This is a genomic window from Spirillospora sp. CA-128828 (genome assembly GCF_050945415.1).
Classification (GTDB): domain Bacteria; phylum Actinomycetota; class Actinomycetes; order Streptosporangiales; family Streptosporangiaceae; genus Spirillospora.
The window spans coordinates 3,163,535-3,182,316 of sequence record NZ_CP191986.1 but is presented as its reverse complement, the minus strand read 5'-3'; the positions used below and the strand labels follow the sequence as shown (position 1 = coordinate 3,182,316).

Genomic DNA, 18,782 nt, shown 5'->3' with positions numbered 1-18,782 from the left:
GCGCGTGCTCGTCCCGTACCGGGACGGGTGAGAAACGCGCGCGGGGCCGCGCCGTGCCGGCGCGGCCCCGCTGCGTACCGTCCGCTACGGCGTCGGGCAGGACACCTGGGCGGCGATCTCCGCGCCGGCGTCCGCGCCGTAGGCGCTCGTGAACCGGTCGAGGAACGCCTGGCGGCCCAGCGTGTACTCCTGGGGCCCGGCGGCTTCGAGGGCGTGGGCGGCGATGGCGTTGCCGACCTGGGCGGCGCGTTCGAGCGGCAGGTTCCAGGCGGTCGCCGACAGGAAGCCGGCCCGGAAGGCGTCGCCGACGCCCGTCGGGTCGACGACCGTCTCGACCGGGACGCAGGGGACGTGCACGCCCTCCTCGCCCTCGCGGTCGATCACCACGCCCTTCGCGCCGAGGGTGGTGACGCGGACGCCGACGCGGGACAGGATCTCCTCGCCCGACCAGCCGGTCTTCTCCTCGGCGAGGGCCTTCTCGTACTCGTTGCTGAACAGGTAGGCGGCGCCGTCGATGAGGCGGCGGACGTCGGCGCCCTCCATCCGGGCGAGCTGCTGGGACGGGTCGGCGGCGAACGGGATGCCGCGGGAGCGGCACTCGTCGGTGTGCCGCAGCATCGCCTCGGGGTCGTTCGGGCTGATGACGACGAGGTCGAGGCCGCCGACCCGGTCGGCGACCGGCTGGAGCTCGATGGAGCGGGCCTCGCTCATGGCGCCGGCGTAGAACGTGGCGATCTGGTTCTGGTCCTGGTCGGTGGTGCACAGGAACCGCGCCGTGTGGTGGATCTCGGACACGTGCACGGACCCGGTGTCGACCGCGTGCCGTTCGAGCCAGGAGCGGTAGTCGGCGAAGTCGTCGCCGACGGAGCCGACGAGGATGGACTCCTTGCCGAGGCTGCCCATGCCGAAGCAGATGTTGGCGGCGATGCCGCCGCGGCGGATCTCCAGCTCGTCCACCAGGAAGGACAGGGACACCCGGTGCAGCTGGTCGGGCAGGAGCTGGTCGGTGAACCTTCCGGGGAAGGTCATCAGATGGTCGGTCGCAATGGAACCGGTCACGGCGATGCGCACGGCGTCGCTCTCCTCGTCGTGGTCGTCCGGCTGTTTCACCGGCTGTTCGAACCCGGACAGGGTACTTCCCATCGCACCATAGATCGCGGCCGCGCGGCGGCCGGGGGAGCGAAAAGGGGCGGCCCGGGCACCCTGGCCCGGCCCGCCCCTCGCGAGTCTCGCGCTCGGCCGCTCAGTTGAAGGAGTCGCCGCAGGCGCACGAGCCCGACGCGTTCGGGTTGTCGATCGTGAAGCCCTGCTTCTCGATCGAGTCGACGAAGTCGATGGTGGCGCCGGTGAGGTAGGGCGCGCTCATCCGGTCGACGCGGACCGACAGGCCGCCGAAGTCCTGGATCTGGTCGCCGTCCATCTCCCGCTCGTCGAAGAAGAGCTGGTAGATCAGGCCGGAGCAGCCGCCCGGCTGCACGGCGACACGCAGCGCAAGGTCGTCGCGGCCCTCCTGCTCGAGCAGGCCCTTGGCCTTCTCGGCGGCGGCGTCGGTGAGGATGACGCCCTGCTGCGTGGTCTCCTGCGTGGTCTCGCCTGAAACCGTCATGTGTTCAGCTCCCGGGTCTCGCTGCGCCGCGGTGCGGCGGACTGTGCATGTCCTGGCGGACGTCTCCAAAGAGACAACGTACCTCGCCACAAGGCCATTCCGCGTATCGGCCATGTTTAACGCCAGGGGACGGTGCGGTCTACGTCACATCACCAATCCCGCCCGGGATGTGCCATCATTAGTCGTCAAAGCGACGATAAGCCCCGTCGTGGAGGGAGAGACCGCCGTGACCACCCCGGTAAGCGACCTTCCGCTGCTGCTGCTCGGCAGCGGCGCCGACCCCGCGAGCGAACGCGGCGTGGACTGCCCCGGCGACCTGCCGCCGGCCTCCGACCCCGCGCTGGTCGAGCGCGCCCGCGCCGCCAAGGCGTCCCTCGGCGACCAGGTGTTCGTCCTCGGCCACCACTACCAGCGGGACGAGGTCATCCGGTTCGCGGACGTCACCGGCGACTCGTTCAAGCTGGCCCAGCAGGCGGCCGCCCGCCCGGAGGCGCCCTACATCGTGTTCTGCGGCGTCCACTTCATGGCGGAGTCGGCCGACATCCTGACCGCCGCGCACCAGCGGGTGATCCTGCCCGACCTCGGCGCCGGCTGCTCGATGGCCGACATGGCGACCTTCGACCAGGTCGAGGAGTGCTGGGACGTCCTGGAGGACGCCGGCATCGCCGACGACGTCGTTCCCGTCACCTACATGAACTCCTCGGCCGACATCAAGGGGTTCGTCGGGCGGCACGGCGGCGTGGTGTGCACCTCGTCCAACGCCAGGCGCGCCCTCGACTGGGCCTACGGCAAAGGCAAGAAGGTCCTTTTCCTGCCCGACCAGCACCTCGGCCGCAACACCGCCGTCCTGGAGATGGGCCTCTCGCTGGACGACTGCGTCGTCTACAGCCCGCATCGCCGCGAAGGCGGCCTCACCCCGCAGCGCCTGCGGGACGCCAAGATGATCCTCTGGCGCGGCCACTGCTCGGTGCACGGCCGCTTCAGCAAGGAGTCGGTGGACGACGTCCGGGCCCGCGTTCCCGGCGTGAACGTCCTGGTGCACCCCGAGTGCCGGCACGAGGTCGTCACGGCCGCCGACCAGATCGGCTCGACCGAGTACATCATCAAGACCATCGAGGCGGCGGCGCCGGGCACGTCCTGGGCGGTCGGGACGGAACTGAACCTCGTCCGGCGGCTGGCCAACGCCCACCCGGACAAGAACGTCATGTTCCTCGACAAGACCGTCTGCTACTGCTCGACGATGAACCGGATCGACCTGCCGCACCTGGTGCTGTCGCTGGAGTCGCTGGCCGCCGGCACCGTGGAGAACGTCATCGAGGTGGACGAGGAGACCGCGCACTACGCCCGCGTGGCCCTCGACCAGATGCTCGCCCTCCCGTAACCGCGGCCCGCGCCGCGGAGGAGCGGGCCTCAGAGGCCGGGGGCGCCCCAGACGGGGAACCACCGGCCGAGGTCCTCCTCGAACGGGAGGTCCGCGCCGATCGCGCCGCGCACCTGGAGTTCCAGCGCGTTGTCGCGTTTGTCTCCGGGGAGCGGCGCGAACGGGTAGAACGTGCCGCGCTTGTACAGGTAGACGAGCGCGAGCCGGCGCCCGTCCGGCCCCTGGAAACCCGCCAGCGAGCACAGCAGGTGCGGGCCGAACCCGCCCGCCTCCAGCGTCGCGTTCACCGCGTGCAGGTCGGTGACGAGTTCCGGCACCTCCTGCGGCGGATGCGTGGCGAGCAGCCAGGTGTAGCCGTAGGTGTCGGTGCTGATCTCGACCTTGGGGCCCGCGTCGGCGTCGAGCAGCTCCCGGACGTCGGCCTGCAGCCGCGCGAACGCCCCGCCCTCGGCCGCGCGGAAGCACACCGAGCCGAGCCCGGTCGGGGTGAAGCCGGTCGCCGCCTCCAGCGTGACGGCGGCCGTCGACAGCCCGAAGATCTGGTCGAGGTCGGGCTTGGCCGGCTTGGAGCGGCCGAGGAGGGTGTCCAGGAAACCCACGGATCAGACTCCCCTGCTGAGCTGTTCGGAGATCTTCGAGAGCTGGGCGAGGCGCCTGTCGAGGGTCGGGTGGGTGGAGAACAGCGACGAGACGCTGAAGCCCTTGCCGAACGCCGGGGTGAAGAAGAACGCGTTGAACGCCTGGGCGGACCGCAGGTCGTTCGTCGGGATCCGCGCGATCTCGCCGGTGACCTTCGTCAGCGCGCTGGCGAGGGCGGACGGGCGGCCGGTGAGCAGCGCGGCGGCCCGGTCGGCCGACAGCTCGCGGTAGCGCGACAGCGCCCGGGTGAGCAGGAAGCTGACCGCGTAGGCGAGCGCGCTCGCCGCCACGACCGCGAGCAGGATCAGCCCCGTGTTCTGGTCGTTGCTGCGGCGCCCGAACCCGCCCCACAGCCCCCACTGGAGGCCGAACCGGGTGATCAGGCCCGCGCAGATGCCGAGGAACGAGGCGATCGTCATGACCGCGACGTCCTTGTGCGCGACGTGCGCCATCTCGTGCGCGAGCACGCCCTCCAGTTCGACCGGGTCGAGCCGGCGCAGCAGCCCGGTCGTCACGCAGACCACGGCCTTCTTCTGGTTCCGGCCGGTGGCGAACGCGTTCGGCACGTCGGTGTCGGCGATCGCGACCCGAGGCTTCGGGGCGTCCGACATCGCGCAGATGCGGTCGATGACGCCGTGCAGCTCAGGCGCCTCCTCCGGGGAGACGACGCGGCCGTGCATGGCGAACAGCGTCATCCGGTCGGAGAAGAAGTACTGGGCGAGGAGGAACACCACGGCGATGGCCAGCGCGACGCCGGCCCACTGGGGCACGAAGACGAAGAAGGCCCCCACGAAGACGACGTAGACCAGCCCCAGCAGGAACATCGTCACGAGCATCCGCGATGTGAGCCCCCGGTCGGAGGCATAGCGCGTCCTGGCCATGCGGCCACCCCCAGTCATTCCAGATTCAATTGTGGAAACGCGCGAGACCCGGGTTTTGTGCCTGGATGTCCATAACACCCCGTCAACACCCCCACCCCGGGGCCCGGCCGGTCAGTCCGGGATCAGCCCCTCGTCGCCGAGCATCGAGCGCACCTCGTCGATGTGCGCGTCGGCCGGCGGCAGGATGAGCTCGGACGGCTCCAGGCTGTCGGCCGGAAGCGGCTTGCCCACCTTGCGGACGTTGTCCAGCAGCGCGTGCAGCGCCGCGCGGAAGGCCGTCTCGTCGCCCGACTCGATCGCCGACTCCAGTTCGGCGTCGAGGGTGTTGAGGGAGGACAGGTCGTCGTCGGCCACGTCCAGCTGGCCCTCGCCCATCAGGCGGACGATCACTGGGCACCCCCCGGGTTCTGCGGCCACGGGGCCTGCTGCGGGGTGTCCTGCTGCTGTTGCGGCTGCGCGGTCGGCGTGCCCTGGTTCAGCTCCTTCGGGGCGGGGCCCTGGCCGAGTTCGGCCTTGAGGCGCTCCAGCTCCATGTCGACGCCGGGACCGGAGCCCATCCGGTCGAGCTCGGCCTGGATGTCGTCCTTGGGACCGGAGAAGTCCTCCAGGGCGCCGGAGGCCAGCAGCTCGTCGATCGCGCCGGCGCGGGCCTTCATCGTGTCGGTCTTCTCCTCGGCGCGCTGGATCGCGAGGCCGACGTCGCCCATCTCCTCGGAGATGCCGGAGAACGCCTCGTTGATCTTCGTCTGCGCCTCGGCGGCGGTGTAGGTCGCCTTGATCGTCTCCTTGCGGGTGCGGAAGGAGTCGACCTTGGCCTGCAGCCGCTGGGAGGCGAGCGTGAGCTTCTCCTCCTCGCCCTGCAGCTGCTGGTACTGCCCGCGCAGGTCGTTGAGCTGGCTCTCCAGCCCGGACCGGCGGGTGAGCGCCTCGCGGGCCAGGTCCTCGCGCCCCACCTGCAACGCCTTCTTGCCCTGGTCGGTCAGCTTGCTCTGCTGCTGTTCGAGCTGGTTGATCTGGAGCTCGAGACGCTTGCGCGAGGTGGCGACGTCGGCGACCCCCCGACGGACCTTCTGCAGCATCTCCAGCTGACGCTGGTAGGAGTAATCGAGGGTCTCCCGAGGATCTTCCATCCGGTCCAGAGCCTTGTTCGCCTTGGACTTGAAGATCATCGACATTCGCTTCATCACGCTCATCGCGCGGCGCCGGTCCCTTCGTGCTGTCGCCTCAGTCGTGAACTGGGCTCAATGACCACTGCTGGGGTTCTTATCACCCTACGCGTTAACGCGCGAGGCAGCCACGATGTTCGCAGCCGGTAGGCTGATCCCGTGTTCAAGCGTCGTACCCCGGAGGCTCCGGCGGATCCTCCTCAGGTAGTAAAGCCCGGCGGCAAGGGCCGTCCCACCCCGAAGCGGCGGGACGCCGAGAAGCTCCGCCGCCAGCCGATCACCGCTCCGGCCTCCCGCAAGGAGGCGTACAAGAAGGTGCGGGAGCGGCAGGCCACCGAGCGCGGCAAGGCGCGCGAGGGAATGGCGAAGGGCGACGAGAAACACCTGCTCAAGCGGGACAAGGGCCCCGTCCGCAGGCTCGCCCGCAATTATGTGGACGCCCGCCGCACGGTCGGCTCCTATCTGATGTACGCGATGTTCGCGATCGTGCTGCTGAGCATGCTGCCGATTCCGGCCGCGCGGCTGCTGGTGCTGTTCGCGCCGCCGCTGCTGCTCGTCGTGGTGTTCGCGGAGGGGTTCATGCTCAGCCGCGGCATCAGGCGGCTGGCGTCGGAGCGCTATCCCGGCGAGGACTCCAAGGGCGTCGGGATGTACGCGGCGATGCGCGCGATGCAGATCCGCCGGCTGCGGATCCCGAACCCGCAGGTGCGGGTGGGCGAGAAGGAGAAGGTCTGACCCGGGGGCGGTGACGACGGCCGTGCCGCGTCCGGTCGGGCGCGGGCTAGGGTCGGTGCCATGGAGTTCCGAAACCTGGGCCGGAGCGGTCTGAAGATCAGCGAGATCGCGTACGGCAACTGGCTCACCCACGGCTCCCAGGTCGAGGAGGACGCGGCGCGCGCGTGCGTGCGGACCGCCCTCGACGAGGGGATCACCACCTTTGACACCGCGGACGTCTATGCCGGTACGCGCGCCGAGGAGGTCCTCGGGCGCGCGCTGGAGGGGCAGCGCCGCGAAGGGCTGGAGATCTTCACCAAGGTCTACTGGCCCACCGGCCCCGGCGTGAACGACCGGGGTCTTTCCCGCAAGCACATCTTCCAGTCGATCCACGGCTCCCTGCGCCGCCTCGGCACCGACTACGTGGACCTCTACCAGGCCCACCGGTTCGACTACGAGACGCCGCTGGAAGAGACCATGCGGGCGTTCGACGACCTCGTCCGGCAGGGCAAGGTCCTGTACGTGGGCGTCTCGGAGTGGCGGGCCGAGGAGATCGAGCGCGCCCTCAAGATCGCCGACGAGATGGGCTTCGACCGGATCGTCTCCAGCCAGCCGCAGTACTCGATGCTGTGGCGGGTCATCGAGGAGGAGGTCGTGCCGCTGTGCGAGCGTGAGGGCGTCGGGCAGATCGTCTGGTCCCCGATCGCGCAGGGCGTCCTGACCGGCAAGTACAAGCCGGGTCAGCCGTTGCCGGAGGGATCGCGCGCCACCGACGACAAGGGCGGCGCCGACATGATCAAGCGCTACCTGAACGACGACCTGCTGACGCGCGTGCAGAGCCTGAAGCCGATCGCCGACGACCTCGGGCTGTCGATGGCGCAGCTCGCGATCGCGTGGACGCTGCAGAACCCGAACGTGTCGGCGGCGATCGTGGGCGCCTCCCGTCCCGAGCAGGTCACCGACAACGTGAAGGCGGCCGGGGTGAAGCTGGACGCCGACGTGCTGAAGCGGATCGACGACATCCTCGGCGAGGTCGTCATCCGCGACCCGGCCAAGACCGCCAGCCCGCGCCGGCGGCCCTGACTCCGGATCCCGTCGCCAGGGCCGCGGGGCACGAAGCCCCGCGGCCCTGGCGTTCGTTCAGGCGGGCGGATCACTCCGGGTCGTGCAGGCTCATCCCGTACACGACGCTCTCGCCGTCCAGCAGCGTCACCTTGTCGACCTCGTCGGCGCGCAGGCCCCGCCAGTTCTCCCCCAGCCAGCTCTCCGCGTCCGCCTGGGTGGAGAAGGTCTCCTCCGACATGCCGACCATGCTCCCGTCGGCCTTCTCCAAACGCCAGCTCCACGCCATCCGCTCGACCTCCCTCGTCGCGGTGAGACTAGCGGCTCGGCCGGGTCAAGAGGCGGCTTCGATGGCGCGGCGCAGCGCGTCGGCGGTCTCGGTGTCGGACGTGCTGAGCGTGCGCCCGTTGACCCGCACGCTGGGCGTGCCCTGGATCCCGGACGATATGTAGCCCTGGCTCACGGTCTTCACGCTCTCGGCGTAGCGCTGGCTCTCCACGCAGGACTTGAAGTCGCCGCTGGTCAGCCCCAGGGGTTCCGCCAAGGAGACCAGCTGGCTCGTGGTGTAGCCCGTGGAGCTCTCGGTCGCGGGCTGATGGGCGTAGAGGGCGTCCTGGTAGGAGAGCCAGTGCGCGCCGTCGCCGACGCAGCGCAGGGCGGCCGCTGCGCGCAGTGAGTTGTCGTGCGCCGGCTGGTTGCTCTCACCGAAGATCAGCATCGGGTGGAACACGACCTTGGCGCGCCCCTCGACCGCCAGCTGCTTCAGCATGGGGTCGTGCCTGGTGTCGAACTGGCCGCAGGGCGGGCAGGCGAAGTCCTCGTAGATGTCGACGACGGGCGTGGTGACGCCCGGCCGTGCCATGGCGAGGCTTCCGTCCTCAAGTGGCGTGGCCTCCGCGCCACCGGCGATCTTGCCGACCTTCAGCTGGGCCTCGCCGCCCTTGCCGTCGCCGCCGCTCTGAACGACCAGCACGATGACCGCGGCCACGATGAGCACCAGCACGAGGCCGCCGACGAGCAACGCGATCAGCAGGCCGCCGCCCTTGCGTCCGGGCGGCGGCATCCCGGGCCCGCCGGGGAGCGGCGGGCCGGGCTGCCAGCCGGGGCCTCCGGGCGTTCCGGGCCCGGGTCCGCCCGGCGGGACGGGTGGCGGTCCGTAGGGCGGCTGCTGCCCTCCTTGGCCCGGCTGCTGGGGCCATGGTGCGTTCGGGGGGTTGCCCACCGGGACTCCTCCTGACGGGTACGTCGTGATCCTTCCAGGTGAGCGTAGCCGTAGAGTGCCGCCCAAGATGAACATGGAGGTTCGCGGCATCGCGGCCGCACAGGGCTGGCCGGCGCCGGGTTGCCGCTGCGCGTCGTGCAACCGGCTGCGCGCCTCGGGCGAGCGGTACGAGCCGTTCGCCGTCGTGGTCGACGGTGTGCCGCTCGCGGATCTGCCGCGCACGGACGTGCCCGGCGGATACGAGGTGCGCGGGGGCGGCAGAGGACGTGCGCTGGTGGCGTCGGGCCCGGGCGCCAGGCCGGAGCCGCCGGCCGGCGTGGAGTACGAAGCCGTCCTCCTGGACTTGGCGGGCTCCCCGGAACATCTGGGATACCTGCGCCACACCGGGGCGGTGACACCGGGCACGGAGGTCTTCGCCGTGCACGTCGACCATCGCCTGTCCTCGCCGTCCGAGTTGGAGCGGCGCCTAGCCTTCTGGGGCCGTCCCCAGGACGGCCCGTTCCGGACGTTGCTCCTCGGCGGAAGCCGTTCGGGCAAGTCGGCCGAGGCCGAACTGCGTCTGGCGGCATGCTCAGACGTCCTCTACGTGGCGACGGGCCCGGTCCGGGATGACGACCCGGAGTGGACGGAACGCGTCGCCGCGCACCGGCTTCGCCGTCCGGCGTGGTGGCGGACCGTCGAGACGACCGACCTCGCAGGCGTGCTCAGATCCGCAACCGGCCCCGTTCTGGTGGACGGCATCGGCACCTGGCTCACGGCCGCCATGGACGAAGCCGATGCCTGGGAAGAGCCGCTGCGGGCGCGACCGCTCGTGGACGACCTGGTGGCCGCCTGGCGCGGCACACTGGCGCGGGTGGTGGCGGTGAGCGACGAGGTCGGGCTGTCGCTGGTGCCGACGACGGCGTCCGGGCGGGCGTTCCGCGACATGCTCGGCCAGGTCAACCAGCGGCTGGCGGCCGAGTCCGAGGAGGCGGCGCTGGTCGTGGCCGGACGCGTCATGGAGCTCCCGTGATCGCCGGTCTGCGGCTGGCGGTCACGCTGCTCACCGTCGTCCCGCTGGGCACGGACCGGGTCGACCGGGGCACCGCGCGCTCGGCCATGCTGCTCGCCCCGTCCGCCGGCCTGATCACGGGCGGCGCCGCGGCCCTGGTCCTGCTGGCGGGCGATCCGCTCGGCCTGTCCGGGCCGCTCGCCGCGGCGCTCGCGGTGGCCGCGACGGCGGCGGTCACCCGGGCCCTGCACCTGGACGGCCTCGCCGACCTCGCGGACGGCCTGGGCAGCGGGCGCCCGGCGGACGAGGCGCTGGCGATCATGAAGCGGTCCGACATCGGCCCGTTCGGCGTCGTCACCCTGCTGCTGACCCTGCTCGTCCAGGTCACCGCCCTGGCCTCGGCCCCGCAGCCGGCCGTCGCCGTGCTTACCGCCTCGGTCTCCGGCCGCCTGGCCCTCCCCTGGGCGTGCCGCACCGGCGTGCCGTCCGCGCGTCCCGGCGGCCTCGGAGCGCTGGTGGCGGGTACCGTCCCGGTACGCGCGGCGCTGATCGTCACGGCCGTCGTCCTGGCCGCCGCGGCGGCGGCGGGAGCGGCCGCGGGCGGTCTCGGCGGCGCCCTGCACGGCGCGGCGGCGGTGATCGCCGGTCTGGCCGCCGCCCTCCTGCTGCTGCGGCACGCCGTCCGCCGCCTGGGCGGGGTGACCGGCGACGTGTTCGGCGCCCTGGTCGAGATCGCCACGACGGCCGCCCTGGTCGCCCTCACGGCGCTGCGCTGAGGGCGCGGCGGGCGTAGGCGCGGACGTCGGCGTCCGGGTCGCTGCGCGCCCGGCTCAGGGCGTCCGCCGCCTCGGGGACGTCCCGGAAGGCGGCCAGCGAGATCACCGCGGCCTTGCGGACGTCCAGGTGCGGATCGTCCAGGGCCTTGACGAGCGGCCCGGACGCGGTGTCCGGGGACGCGGCGGCGAGACCCCGCGCGGCCCCCGTCCGGACCTGCCAGGCCGGGTCGTGCAGGGCGCCGGCGGCGTCGGCGTCGAGCGGGGGCGGGCACCCGATGCCGGCCAGGGCTTCGAGGGCGGCCGCCCTGACCAGGTCGTCCCCGTCCCTGATGAGGCCGGCCAGCGCCCCGGACGCCGCCGGGTCGCCGACCGTGCCGAGGCCGTGCGCCACCGCCACCCGCACCTCGCGGGACGCGTCGGCGGCGGCACGCGCGATCTCCTCCGCCGCGTCGTGGGCCACCAGTCCCCGGACGGCCTGGAGCCGCACCCGCTGGTCGGCGTCGCCCAGCGCGCCGGCGAAGACGGCCCGCGAGCCGAGCCGGAGGGCGCGCAGGACGTCCAGGACGGCGGCCCGCACGAGGGCGTCGTCGCTGCCGAGGGCGGGCGCGAGATCGTCCCGCACACCGCCGGTCGCCGGGAGGACCTCGACCAGTTCCCGGAGCGCCGTCGCCGCGGCGTGCCGGACGGAGCCGTGCGCGTCGGCGAGCGCGGTCGCCAGGGCGCCGGCGACGCCGTCGGGCGCGACCTCGGTGAGCGTCGCGACCGCCGCGCGCCGCACCTTCGGGTCCGGGTCGGCGAGGTAGGGGGTGATCGCGCCGACGGGCGGCCCGGTCTCGGCGAGCTCCTGGAGTTCGAGAAGCCTCGGCGAGCGCCCGATCGCCATGGCGGGACGCGCGGCCGCCGCGGGACGGGCGGGCGCGGCGGCCGGTGCCGCGTCGCCCGCCGGGGTCAGCACGACCGGCTCGCCCGGCTCCGGGACGGCGAACTCCTCGACCGGCACCAGGTACGGCTGGACCGGCCGCTTGACGAACTCCATCGCCCCGTCGCGCCGCCGCAGGTTGAGGTGGTACATCCAGGACGCGTCGTCGCGTTCGGGGAGGTCGGCGCGGTCGTGGTAGAGGCCCCACCGGCTCTCGGTGCGGGTCAGGGACGACCGCGCGGCCATCTCGGCGCAGTCGCGGATGAAGGTGACCTCGGCGCAGCGCATCAGCTCGTGCGGCGTCCGCGCCCCCATCGCCGCGATCTCGGTCTCCATGCGGGTGAACGTCTCGACCGCGATGTCCAGCCTGGACCGCGTCTTGGGCGGCGCGACGTAGTCGTTGACGAAACGGCGGAGCTTGTACTCGACCTGCGGCTGGGGCGGGCCGTCCGGGTGGCGGAGCGGCCGGTAGATCAGCTCGTGCGCCGCGGCGATCTGGTCCTCGGGCAGCGCGGCCGGCGCACCGGGACGGGCGGAGGCGTGGGCGCCGGCCAGATCCCCGAAGACGAACGCGCCGATCATGTAGTTGTGCGGGACGCAGGCCAGGTCGCCCGCCGCGTACAGTCCGGGGACGGTGGTGCGGGCGTTCTCGTCCACCCACACGCCGGACGCGGAGTGCCCGCCGCACAGCCCGATCTCGGAGATGTGCATCTCGACGTCGTGGGTGCGGTAGTCGTGGCCGCGTCCCGCGTGGAAGGTGCCCCGGGTGGGGCGCTCGGTCGTGTGCAGGATGCCTTCGAGCGCCGTCAGCGTCTCGTCCGGCAGGTGGGTGAGCTTGAGGTAGATCGGGCCGCGCGCGGAGTCGATCTCCCGCTTCACCTCCGCCATCATCTGGCCCGACCAGTAGTCGCAGTCGACGAACCGCGTCCCCTCGGCGTTCACCTGGTAGCCGCCGAAGGGATTGGCGACGTAGGCGCAGGCGGGGCCGTTGTAGTCCTTGATGAGCGGGTTGATCTGGAAGCACTCGATGCCGCTGAGCTCGGCCCCGGCGTGGTAGGCCATGGCATATCCGTCGCCGGCGTTGGTGGGGTTCTCGTACGTCCCGTACAGGTAGCCGGACGCGGGCAGGCCCAGACGGCCGCAGGCACCGGTCGCCAGGATCACCGCACCGGCCGAGACGGTCACGAACTCCCCGCTGCGGGTGTCGAACCCCACGGCCCCTACGGCGCGCCCGCCGGAGGTGAGGACCCGCACAGGCATGACGCGGTTTTCTATCTGCACCTTCTCCCTGATGGAACGCTGCCTAAGCACGCGGTAGAGAACCTTCTTGACGTCCTTGCCCTCCGGCATGGGGAGGACGTAGGAGCCCGAACGGTGCACCCTCCGTACCGCGTACTCGCCGTGCTCGTCCTTCTCGAACTTCACGCCGTAGCGTTCGAGACGCTTCACCATGGCGAAGCCGCGCGTGGCCGTCTGGTGGACGGTCCGCTGGTTCACGATGCCGTCGTTGGCCCGGGTGATCTCGGCGACGTAGTCCTCGGGCGTGGCCTTGCCGGGGATGACCGCGTTGTTCACGCCGTCCATGCCCATGGCCAGCGCCCCCGAGTGCCGGACGTGCGCCTTCTCCAGGAGCAGCACCGAGGACCCGTGCTCCGCGGCGGTGATGGCGGCCATCGTCCCGGCGGTGCCGCCGCCGATGACCAGCACGTCACAGCTGAGCTCGCGGCGCGCGGTGACGGAAGGGACCTCCATCAGACGACCTCCTTCGTACGGGCGCCCAGCGCCGCGAGCACCTCGTCGCGGGACGTGGGAACGGGGAACTCGGCGGCGACCCCCGCAGGGCCGAGGACGACGACGCGGTGGCCGAGCAGCAGCGCCTCGTCCACGTCGTGCGTGACGAACACGACGGTCGCGGGCGCGTCGGAGAGCACGTCCACGAGGAGTCGCTGCATGGAAGCGCGCGTCTGCGCGTCCAGGGCGCCGAACGGCTCGTCCATCAGGACGGCGCGGGGCCCGGCGGAAAGCGTCCGGGCGAGCTGGACGCGCTGCCGCATCCCGCCGGACAGCTCGCGCGGGAGGCGCCCGGCGGCGTCGCCCAGCCCCACCCGGTCGAGCCAGCGCAGCGCCGCCGCACGGCGTTCGGCACGTGGGACGCCCCGCAACGCGAGAGCCAGCTCGACGTTGCGTCCGGCGGTGCGCCATGGCAGGAGCGCGTCGTCCTGGAACATCAGCGCCCGGTCGGCGGACGTCCCGGTGACCGGCTCCCCGTCCGCGAGGACGCGCCCGGACACGACCGGGAGCAGCCCGGCGAACGCGCGCAGCAGCGTGGACTTCCCGCAACCGGACGGCCCGAGGACGACGAGGATCTCCCCCGCCGCCACGTCCAGGTCGAGCCCTCCGATGACCGTCCGGCCGCGATACCCGAGCGTCGCCCGTTCGGCCCGCAGGACCAGCCCGTCACCGCTCCGCCCCCGGGGGCGCTCGTCCCTGCGTGCGTCACGGCTCATGCCCGCTCCTCCCTCGGCAGCCAGCGCGTGAGGCGGCGGCCGGCCAGCTCCACCGACGCGGAGGTGAGCCAGCCGAGCAGCCCGATGGTGGCCATCCCGACCAGCACGCCCGGGTAGTCGACGATCGTGTACGCCTGCCAGGTCCGGTAGCCGACGCCGAAGTCGCCGGAGATCATCTCGGCGGAGATCACGCAGATCCACGCCACGCCCATCCCGATGGACAGGCCGCCGAACACCCCCGGCAGCACTCCCGGCAGGACGACCTGGGCGAGCACCCGCCGGCGGCCCCCGCCGAGCGTGCGCACCGCGTCCTCCCAGACGACCGGCAGCGCCTTCACCGCGTGCCGCGTACTGACCAGGACCGGGAAGAACGCCGCCGCGAACGTGATGAACACGATGCCCTGCTCGTTCGCCGGGAAGAGCAGGATCGCGACCGGGACCAGCGCGATCGCCGGGATCGGCCGGGCCACCTCGAACAGCGGCTGGAGCAGGTCGCCCGCCCACCGCGACCGGGCGGTGGCCACGCCGAGCGCGACGCCGAGTACGGCGGCCAGGGCGAACCCGGTGAGAATCCGCACGAGGCTCTGCGCGACGTCCTGCCAGAACTGGCCGTGCTCGATCTGGCGGCCGAACTCGTGCACCACGTCGAGCGGGCCTGGAAACCTGTCGAACCGCACCCACAGCCGCAGGTTCGCCGCGGTCACCAGTTGCCAGACGGCCAGCGCGGCCACCAGGGACGCCAGCCGCACCGGCCAGCGAAGCAGCCCGTTCATGCGCGCCGCACCGCCTCGTCATACGGGACGACCTTCGCGCCGGAGTGGGCGGTGACGTACTTGTCGGCGCCCTCCTGGGTCGCGAACGGCTTGAACCGCTGCGCGGCCTTCGCGGACGGGTCGTCGACCCAGATCTCCTTGTCGGCGAACCATCGCGTCCCCGCCGATGTGTCGGGAACGTAGACGGCCCTGATCCGCTTGCCCTCGCCTTGGAGCGACCGGACGTTCTTCAGCAGGCAGACGGGGTCGGCGACAGGACGCGTCCTGGACTCGCCCTCCACCCACACCTCGCCGGCGGTCTCGGGATCGTCCACCTTCTTCTTGCAGACCTCGTCCGTCCCGGTGATGGCGGCGGGGTTCGCCGTGGACGCGGCCTGCCGGTCGTAGGAGGAACCGACGGCCTCCCTGATGTAGGCGTCATTGACGAACGGGTCCACCTTCAGCGGCGTCTGGATGACACCGATCGACTTCAGGAAGGGGACGTCCTGGACGAACGCGTCCCGCAGCCCCTTCTTGATGGTCGGGTCGAAGGTGGCCACGCCGCCCGCGCCGTTGTAGAGGTACACGGTCTCGACGGGCAGGCCCGTGGTGGACGCGACCGACTCGGCGGCCTCCAGCGGGTGTTCGTGCAGGTAGTTCGTCGCGTCGATCTGCGCCTGAAGGAACGCCTGAAGGATCTCGGACTTCTCCCCGGCGAACTGCTTGCGGACGACCACGCCGTGGAACGTCGGCACGTTCAGGTCACCGCCGTCGTAGAGCAACTTGGCCTGGCCCTTGTTCACCAGCAGTCCCGGCCAGGCGACGAACTGCGCGAACGCCGCCGTCCTCCCCGACTGGAGCGCTGCAGCGCCGACGGTCGGCTGCTGGTTCTCGACCTTGACGTCCTTGGCCGGGTCGAGCCCGTACTTGCGCGCCGCCTGGACGAACGTCCCGTGCCCTGCCGACCCGACGCTCGTGGAGACCGTCCGGCCCTTCAGGTCACGGAGCGTCTTGGCCTTCGAGTCCGGCGCGACGACCACGCTGTTCAGCGAGCCGCGCAGGTTGTAGCCGGTCACCGAGACCCACTCCGTCTGCGCGTCCCCGCCCTGCGCCTGCGACCGGGACCCGTTGATCAGCAGCGGGTAGTCGCCCATCGAACCGATGTCGATCTTCCCGGCGAGCATCTGCGCGGTGATCGGCGCGCCCGTGTCGTAGTCGCGCCAGACGACGGAGTACTTCCCGTCCAGCCGCTTGAGGCGCTTCTCGAAGTAGCCGAGCGAGCGCAGCAGGGTCCCGGCGGTCACGGTGTTGATCGTCTTCGACTGGTAACCCACGACGATCTGGCCGGAGCCGCCGCCGCTGGAGGCGTTGCCCGCCACGGTGCAGCCGGCGAGCAGCGGTACCAGGGCGGCTGCCATCGTTCTTCTCATCGGACGTCCTTCATCGCAGGAGATACGGCATGTTCACGGTCACGGCGCCGGTGGGACAGCGGTCCGCGCACGGGCCGCAGTACCAGCACTCGTCGACGTGCATGTACGCCTTGCCGGTCTCGGGGTGGACGGCGAGCGCGTCCAGCGGGCAGACGTCGATGCACAGCGTGCAGCCGTCGATGCAGAGGGCCTCGTCCACCGTCACGGGCACGTCGGCGCGGTTCTGCACTAGTGACATGGGTTCTCCTGTCAGGGATGGAAGCGGCGCAGCGTGCCGCTCATCGCGATGCGGTCACCGCGGAACCGGACGAACTCCAGGTCGACCGGGCGCCCGTCGGCGAGATGGGTGAGGCGCTCCAGCATCAGCAGGGCGGTGCCGCGCGGGGCGTCGAGGGTGGCGGCCGAGTGCGCGTCGGCGTTGACCGCTTCGAGGGTGACCTCGGCCGTCCCGAGCGGCTGCCCGGCGATCCGTTCGAGCAGGACGAAGATGTCGTTGCGCGCGAGGTCCTCGGCGAGCAGCGGCTCCCCGAGGTCGCGGGCGACGTAGGTGAGGTCGAGGGAGAGCGGCAGGCCGTTCAGCCGCCGGATCCGCTCGATGTAGACCACGGGCTCGCCCGGGGGCCGCCGCAGCCGGGACGAGACCTCGCGGGACGGGCTGATCAGCCCGGTCGTGCGGACCTCGTTCTCGACCTCGCCGTGTTCGCGCATCGTCTCCGCCAGTCCGAGCAGGCGCTCCAGCCCGTGCGGGTACTTCTCGGCGACGGCGAGCGTCCCGACGCCCGGGCAGCGTTCGATCAGGCCCTCGGCGCGCAGCAGGTCGAGCGCCTCCCGGACGGCGTTGCGGGACGCGCCGAACTCCCGGACGAGGTCGGCCTCGGAGGGCAGCGCGCCGCTGCGGAAGTCCCCGTACAGCACCTGCCGGCGCAGGACGTCCGCGATCTGCCGGGCGCGGTCGGCGCGCAGCCGCCGCGCCTCCGCGAGCGTTGCCGGCGCGGCACTGTCTCTGCTGGTCACGGGCATTAACCTACTAAATCAATCGGAATAGGTGAATAGTGGTCCCGATGCGCCACCCGCGACATCCGGCGCACCCTCCTCCACCTGCGCCGCGGCATCGGCACGGCGGCGTTCCGCCACCTCCGCGGGCCGGCCGGCGCGTCCGGCACCCCCGGCCAGGCGGGTCCCCGGGCCGGGCAATGCTTGATCCAAAAGGACGAAACCGGTCACCGGGAGGACTAACATCGGGCTACGTGACGAGCATCAGCCTTGACAGCGCAGACCTGGCCGGCCTGGACACCGACGCGATCGTGATCGGGGTCGTCCCGGGAGATGCGGGTGCCGCCCCGGCCGCCGGAGCCGACGCGATCGACCGCGCGATGAACGGCGGGCTCGCCGGCGCGCTGGCCGCGCTCGGCGCCACCGGCAAGGCCGGCGAGGTCACCAGGCTGCCGTCGCTCGGCACCGTCACCGCCAAGGTCATCGTGGCCGCCGGGCTGGGCGAGAACCCGTCCGCCGAGGACGCCCGCCGCGCCGCCGGCGCCGCCGTCCGCGCCCTCGCCGGCACCGCCCGGGTCGCCGTCGCGCTGCCCGCCGACGGCGCCGACGGCGTGGAGGCCGTCGCGCTGGGCGCCCTGCTCGGCGCCTACTCCTTCGACGCCTACCGCACCGGAGACGGCCACAAGAGCCCGGTCGAGGAGATCCGCCTGATCGCGCCCGCGTCCGAGGAGGCGGCCGTCGAACGGGCCCGGACCCTCGCCGCCTCCGTCAAGCTCGTCCGCGACCTGGTCAACACCCCGCCGTCCCACCTGTCCCCCGAAGACCTCGCCGGGGAGGCCGAGCGCGTCGCCGCCGAGGCGGGCCTCGCCATCGAGGTGCTGGACGAGAAGGCCCTCGTGGAGGGCGGCTACGGCGGCATCGCCGGTGTCGGGCAGGGCTCGGTCAACCCGCCGCGGCTCGTCCGCCTCGCCTACACCCACCCCGAGGCGTCCAAAACCCTCGTGCTGGTCGGCAAGGGCATCACCTTCGACTCCGGCGGCCTGTCCCTCAAGCCGACCGACGCGATGGACTGGATGAAGTCCGACATGGGCGGCGCGGCCGCCGTGCTCGGCGCGCTCGCCGCCATCGCCGAGCTCGGCCCCAAGGTCGACGTCGTCGGCTACCTCGCCATCGCCGAGAACATGCCGAGCGGCACCGCGCAGCGCCCGTCCGACGTGCTGCGCATCTACGGCGGCAAGACCGTCGAGGTCCTCAACACCGACGCCGAGGGCCGGCTCGTCATGGCCGACGCCCTCGTCCGCGCGGGCGAGGACTCCCCCGACCTGATCGTGGACGTCGCCACCCTGACCGGCGCGCAGCTCGTCGCGCTCGGCACCCGGACGACCGGCGTCATGGCCAACGACGACGACGTCCGCGAGAAGGTGGTCGCGGCGGCCGACCGCGCCGGCGAGCCGTCCTGGGGCATGCCCCTCCCGGCGGAGCTGCGCAAGGGCCTCGACTCGGCGGTCGCCGACATCGCCAACATCAGCGGCGAGCGGTGGGGCGGCATGCTCGTCGCCGGGACGTTCCTGAAGGAGTTCGTCCCGGACGGCGTGAAGTGGGCGCACCTCGACATCGCGGGCCCGTCCTTCAACAAGGGGGAGCCGTACGGTTACACCCCGAAGGGCGGCACCGGCGCCGCGGCCCGTACGCTGGTCCAGATCGCCGAGGACGTCGCCGCGGGCATTCTGTAGAGCCGCAGGA

20 protein-coding genes are annotated in these 18,782 nt (G+C 72.1%); 6 read left to right on the top strand and 14 right to left on the bottom strand.

What is annotated here, in order from left to right; translation table 11 throughout:
- Window positions 1-84: 84 nt before the first annotated feature.
- On the bottom strand, window positions 85-1,071 hold the full coding sequence (locus ACQPXG_RS15775) for a carbohydrate kinase family protein (RefSeq protein WP_433469974.1): 987 nt from the start codon (window positions 1,069-1,071) through the stop codon (window positions 85-87).
- Window positions 1,072-1,243: 172 nt separating this feature from the next.
- Complete coding sequence (locus ACQPXG_RS15770; RefSeq protein ID WP_141577183.1) at window positions 1,244-1,606, bottom strand: HesB/IscA family protein; 363 nt, start codon at window positions 1,604-1,606, stop codon at window positions 1,244-1,246.
- A gap of 226 nt (window positions 1,607-1,832) precedes the next feature.
- On the opposite strand from ACQPXG_RS15770, the gene nadA reads away from it, so the two are divergent.
- The gene (nadA, locus tag ACQPXG_RS15765; RefSeq protein WP_433468430.1) at window positions 1,833-2,987 is read left to right on the top strand and encodes a quinolinate synthase NadA; all 1,155 of its coding nucleotides are present in this window, start codon (window positions 1,833-1,835) and stop codon (window positions 2,985-2,987) included.
- A gap of 29 nt (window positions 2,988-3,016) precedes the next feature.
- On the opposite strand, the gene pspAB is transcribed toward nadA, so the two are convergent.
- The 4 genes from pspAB to ACQPXG_RS15745 all read right to left on the bottom strand — a co-directional run bounded on the left by pspAB (window position 3,017) and on the right by ACQPXG_RS15745 (window position 5,700).
- Complete coding sequence (gene pspAB / locus ACQPXG_RS15760) at window positions 3,017-3,586, bottom strand: PspA-associated protein PspAB (protein WP_433468429.1); 570 nt, start codon at window positions 3,584-3,586, stop codon at window positions 3,017-3,019.
- Window positions 3,587-3,589: 3 nt separating this feature from the next.
- The gene (gene htpX, locus ACQPXG_RS15755; protein WP_433468428.1) at window positions 3,590-4,507 is read right to left on the bottom strand and encodes a zinc metalloprotease HtpX; all 918 of its coding nucleotides are present in this window, start codon (window positions 4,505-4,507) and stop codon (window positions 3,590-3,592) included.
- Window positions 4,508-4,618: 111 nt separating this feature from the next.
- Window positions 4,619-4,897, bottom strand: a complete 279-nt coding sequence (gene pspAA / locus ACQPXG_RS15750) for a PspA-associated protein PspAA (protein ID WP_433468427.1) — start codon at window positions 4,895-4,897, stop codon at window positions 4,619-4,621.
- Window positions 4,894-5,700, bottom strand: coding sequence for a PspA/IM30 family protein (locus ACQPXG_RS15745; protein ID WP_433468426.1), 807 nt, complete (start codon window positions 5,698-5,700; stop codon window positions 4,894-4,896). Before ACQPXG_RS15745 ends, pspAA begins: the two co-directional genes overlap by 4 nt.
- A 132-nt stretch (window positions 5,701-5,832) precedes the next feature.
- Here ACQPXG_RS15745 and ACQPXG_RS15740 point away from each other — a divergent pair, with 132 nt between their 5' ends.
- Window positions 5,833-6,408 (top strand): DUF3043 domain-containing protein, encoded by a 576-nt coding sequence (locus ACQPXG_RS15740; RefSeq protein WP_433468425.1) that lies wholly within the window; start codon window positions 5,833-5,835, stop codon window positions 6,406-6,408.
- Window positions 6,409-6,468: 60 nt separating this feature from the next.
- Window positions 6,469-7,470, top strand: a complete 1,002-nt coding sequence (locus tag ACQPXG_RS15735) for an aldo/keto reductase family protein (protein ID WP_433468424.1) — start codon at window positions 6,469-6,471, stop codon at window positions 7,468-7,470.
- A gap of 70 nt (window positions 7,471-7,540) precedes the next feature.
- Here the strand turns inward: ACQPXG_RS15735 and ACQPXG_RS15730 are convergent, their stop codons facing one another.
- Both ACQPXG_RS15730 and ACQPXG_RS15725 read right to left on the bottom strand, forming a co-directional pair.
- Window positions 7,541-7,738, bottom strand: coding sequence for a hypothetical protein (locus ACQPXG_RS15730; RefSeq protein WP_433468423.1), 198 nt, complete (start codon window positions 7,736-7,738; stop codon window positions 7,541-7,543).
- A gap of 45 nt (window positions 7,739-7,783) precedes the next feature.
- Window positions 7,784-8,671 carry a DsbA family protein gene (locus tag ACQPXG_RS15725; protein ID WP_433468422.1) on the bottom strand — a complete coding sequence of 296 codons (888 nt, stop codon included), beginning with the start codon at window positions 8,669-8,671 and terminating at the stop codon, window positions 7,784-7,786.
- A gap of 67 nt (window positions 8,672-8,738) precedes the next feature.
- Here ACQPXG_RS15725 and ACQPXG_RS15720 point away from each other — a divergent pair, with 67 nt between their 5' ends.
- Window positions 8,739-9,683: a bifunctional adenosylcobinamide kinase/adenosylcobinamide-phosphate guanylyltransferase gene (locus ACQPXG_RS15720; protein ID WP_433468421.1), complete on the top strand. Its 945-nt coding sequence runs from the start codon at window positions 8,739-8,741 to the stop codon at window positions 9,681-9,683.
- Window positions 9,680-10,438: an adenosylcobinamide-GDP ribazoletransferase gene (locus tag ACQPXG_RS15715; RefSeq protein WP_433468420.1), complete on the top strand. Its 759-nt coding sequence runs from the start codon at window positions 9,680-9,682 to the stop codon at window positions 10,436-10,438. The genes ACQPXG_RS15720 and ACQPXG_RS15715 overlap by 4 nt, the downstream gene beginning before the upstream one ends.
- Here the strand turns inward: ACQPXG_RS15715 and ACQPXG_RS15710 are convergent.
- Genes ACQPXG_RS15710 through ACQPXG_RS15685 form a run of 6 tightly spaced genes read right to left on the bottom strand, consistent with a single transcriptional unit; the run spans window position 10,422 to window position 17,060 of the window.
- Window positions 10,422-13,109 (bottom strand): fumarate reductase/succinate dehydrogenase flavoprotein subunit, encoded by a 2,688-nt coding sequence (locus ACQPXG_RS15710; protein WP_433468419.1) that lies wholly within the window; start codon window positions 13,107-13,109, stop codon window positions 10,422-10,424. The genes ACQPXG_RS15715 and ACQPXG_RS15710 overlap by 17 nt on opposite strands.
- Window positions 13,109-13,864 (bottom strand): ABC transporter ATP-binding protein, encoded by a 756-nt coding sequence (locus ACQPXG_RS15705; RefSeq protein WP_433468418.1) that lies wholly within the window; start codon window positions 13,862-13,864, stop codon window positions 13,109-13,111. Before ACQPXG_RS15705 ends, ACQPXG_RS15710 begins: the two co-directional genes overlap by 1 nt.
- Window positions 13,861-14,637: an ABC transporter permease gene (locus ACQPXG_RS15700; protein WP_433468417.1), complete on the bottom strand. Its 777-nt coding sequence runs from the start codon at window positions 14,635-14,637 to the stop codon at window positions 13,861-13,863. Before ACQPXG_RS15700 ends, ACQPXG_RS15705 begins: the two co-directional genes overlap by 4 nt.
- Window positions 14,634-16,034: an ABC transporter substrate-binding protein gene (locus ACQPXG_RS15695; protein ID WP_433468416.1), complete on the bottom strand. Its 1,401-nt coding sequence runs from the start codon at window positions 16,032-16,034 to the stop codon at window positions 14,634-14,636. Before ACQPXG_RS15695 ends, ACQPXG_RS15700 begins: the two co-directional genes overlap by 4 nt.
- Before the next feature lie 22 nt (window positions 16,035-16,056).
- The gene (locus tag ACQPXG_RS15690; protein WP_433468415.1) at window positions 16,057-16,284 is read right to left on the bottom strand and encodes a 4Fe-4S dicluster domain-containing protein; all 228 of its coding nucleotides are present in this window, start codon (window positions 16,282-16,284) and stop codon (window positions 16,057-16,059) included.
- Between the two features lie 11 nt (window positions 16,285-16,295).
- On the bottom strand, window positions 16,296-17,060 hold the full coding sequence (locus tag ACQPXG_RS15685) for a GntR family transcriptional regulator (RefSeq protein ID WP_433468414.1): 765 nt from the start codon (window positions 17,058-17,060) through the stop codon (window positions 16,296-16,298).
- Between the two features lie 179 nt (window positions 17,061-17,239).
- Here ACQPXG_RS15685 and ACQPXG_RS15680 point away from each other — a divergent pair, with 179 nt between their 5' ends.
- The gene (locus tag ACQPXG_RS15680) at window positions 17,240-18,772 is read left to right on the top strand and encodes a leucyl aminopeptidase (RefSeq protein WP_433468413.1); all 1,533 of its coding nucleotides are present in this window, start codon (window positions 17,240-17,242) and stop codon (window positions 18,770-18,772) included.
- The last annotated feature ends 10 nt before the right edge of the window (window positions 18,773-18,782 follow it).

Excerpts from the sequence above, each read along its gene's own strand:
- ACQPXG_RS15695 (WP_433468416.1), bottom strand. The coding sequence starts at position 16,034 with ATGGCAGCCGCCCTGGTACCGCTGCTCGCCGGCTGCACCGTGGCGGGC.
- ACQPXG_RS15720 (WP_433468421.1), top strand. The coding sequence starts at position 8,739 with ATGAACATGGAGGTTCGCGGCATCGCGGCCGCACAGGGCTGGCCGGCG.
- ACQPXG_RS15730 (WP_433468423.1), bottom strand. The coding sequence starts at position 7,738 with ATGGCGTGGAGCTGGCGTTTGGAGAAGGCCGACGGGAGCATGGTCGGC.
- ACQPXG_RS15700 (WP_433468417.1), bottom strand. The coding sequence starts at position 14,637 with ATGAACGGGCTGCTTCGCTGGCCGGTGCGGCTGGCGTCCCTGGTGGCC.
- ACQPXG_RS15770 (WP_141577183.1), bottom strand. The coding sequence starts at position 1,606 with ATGACGGTTTCAGGCGAGACCACGCAGGAGACCACGCAGCAGGGCGTC.
- ACQPXG_RS15680 (WP_433468413.1), top strand. The coding sequence starts at position 17,240 with ATGCTTGATCCAAAAGGACGAAACCGGTCACCGGGAGGACTAACATCG.
- ACQPXG_RS15745 (WP_433468426.1), bottom strand. The coding sequence starts at position 5,700 with ATGAGCGTGATGAAGCGAATGTCGATGATCTTCAAGTCCAAGGCGAAC.
- ACQPXG_RS15735 (WP_433468424.1), top strand. The coding sequence starts at position 6,469 with ATGGAGTTCCGAAACCTGGGCCGGAGCGGTCTGAAGATCAGCGAGATC.
- ACQPXG_RS15710 (WP_433468419.1), bottom strand. The coding sequence starts at position 13,109 with ATGGAGGTCCCTTCCGTCACCGCGCGCCGCGAGCTCAGCTGTGACGTG.
- htpX (WP_433468428.1), bottom strand. The coding sequence starts at position 4,507 with ATGGCCAGGACGCGCTATGCCTCCGACCGGGGGCTCACATCGCGGATG.
- ACQPXG_RS15705 (WP_433468418.1), bottom strand. The coding sequence starts at position 13,864 with ATGAGCCGTGACGCACGCAGGGACGAGCGCCCCCGGGGGCGGAGCGGT.
- ACQPXG_RS15690 (WP_433468415.1), bottom strand. The coding sequence starts at position 16,284 with ATGTCACTAGTGCAGAACCGCGCCGACGTGCCCGTGACGGTGGACGAG.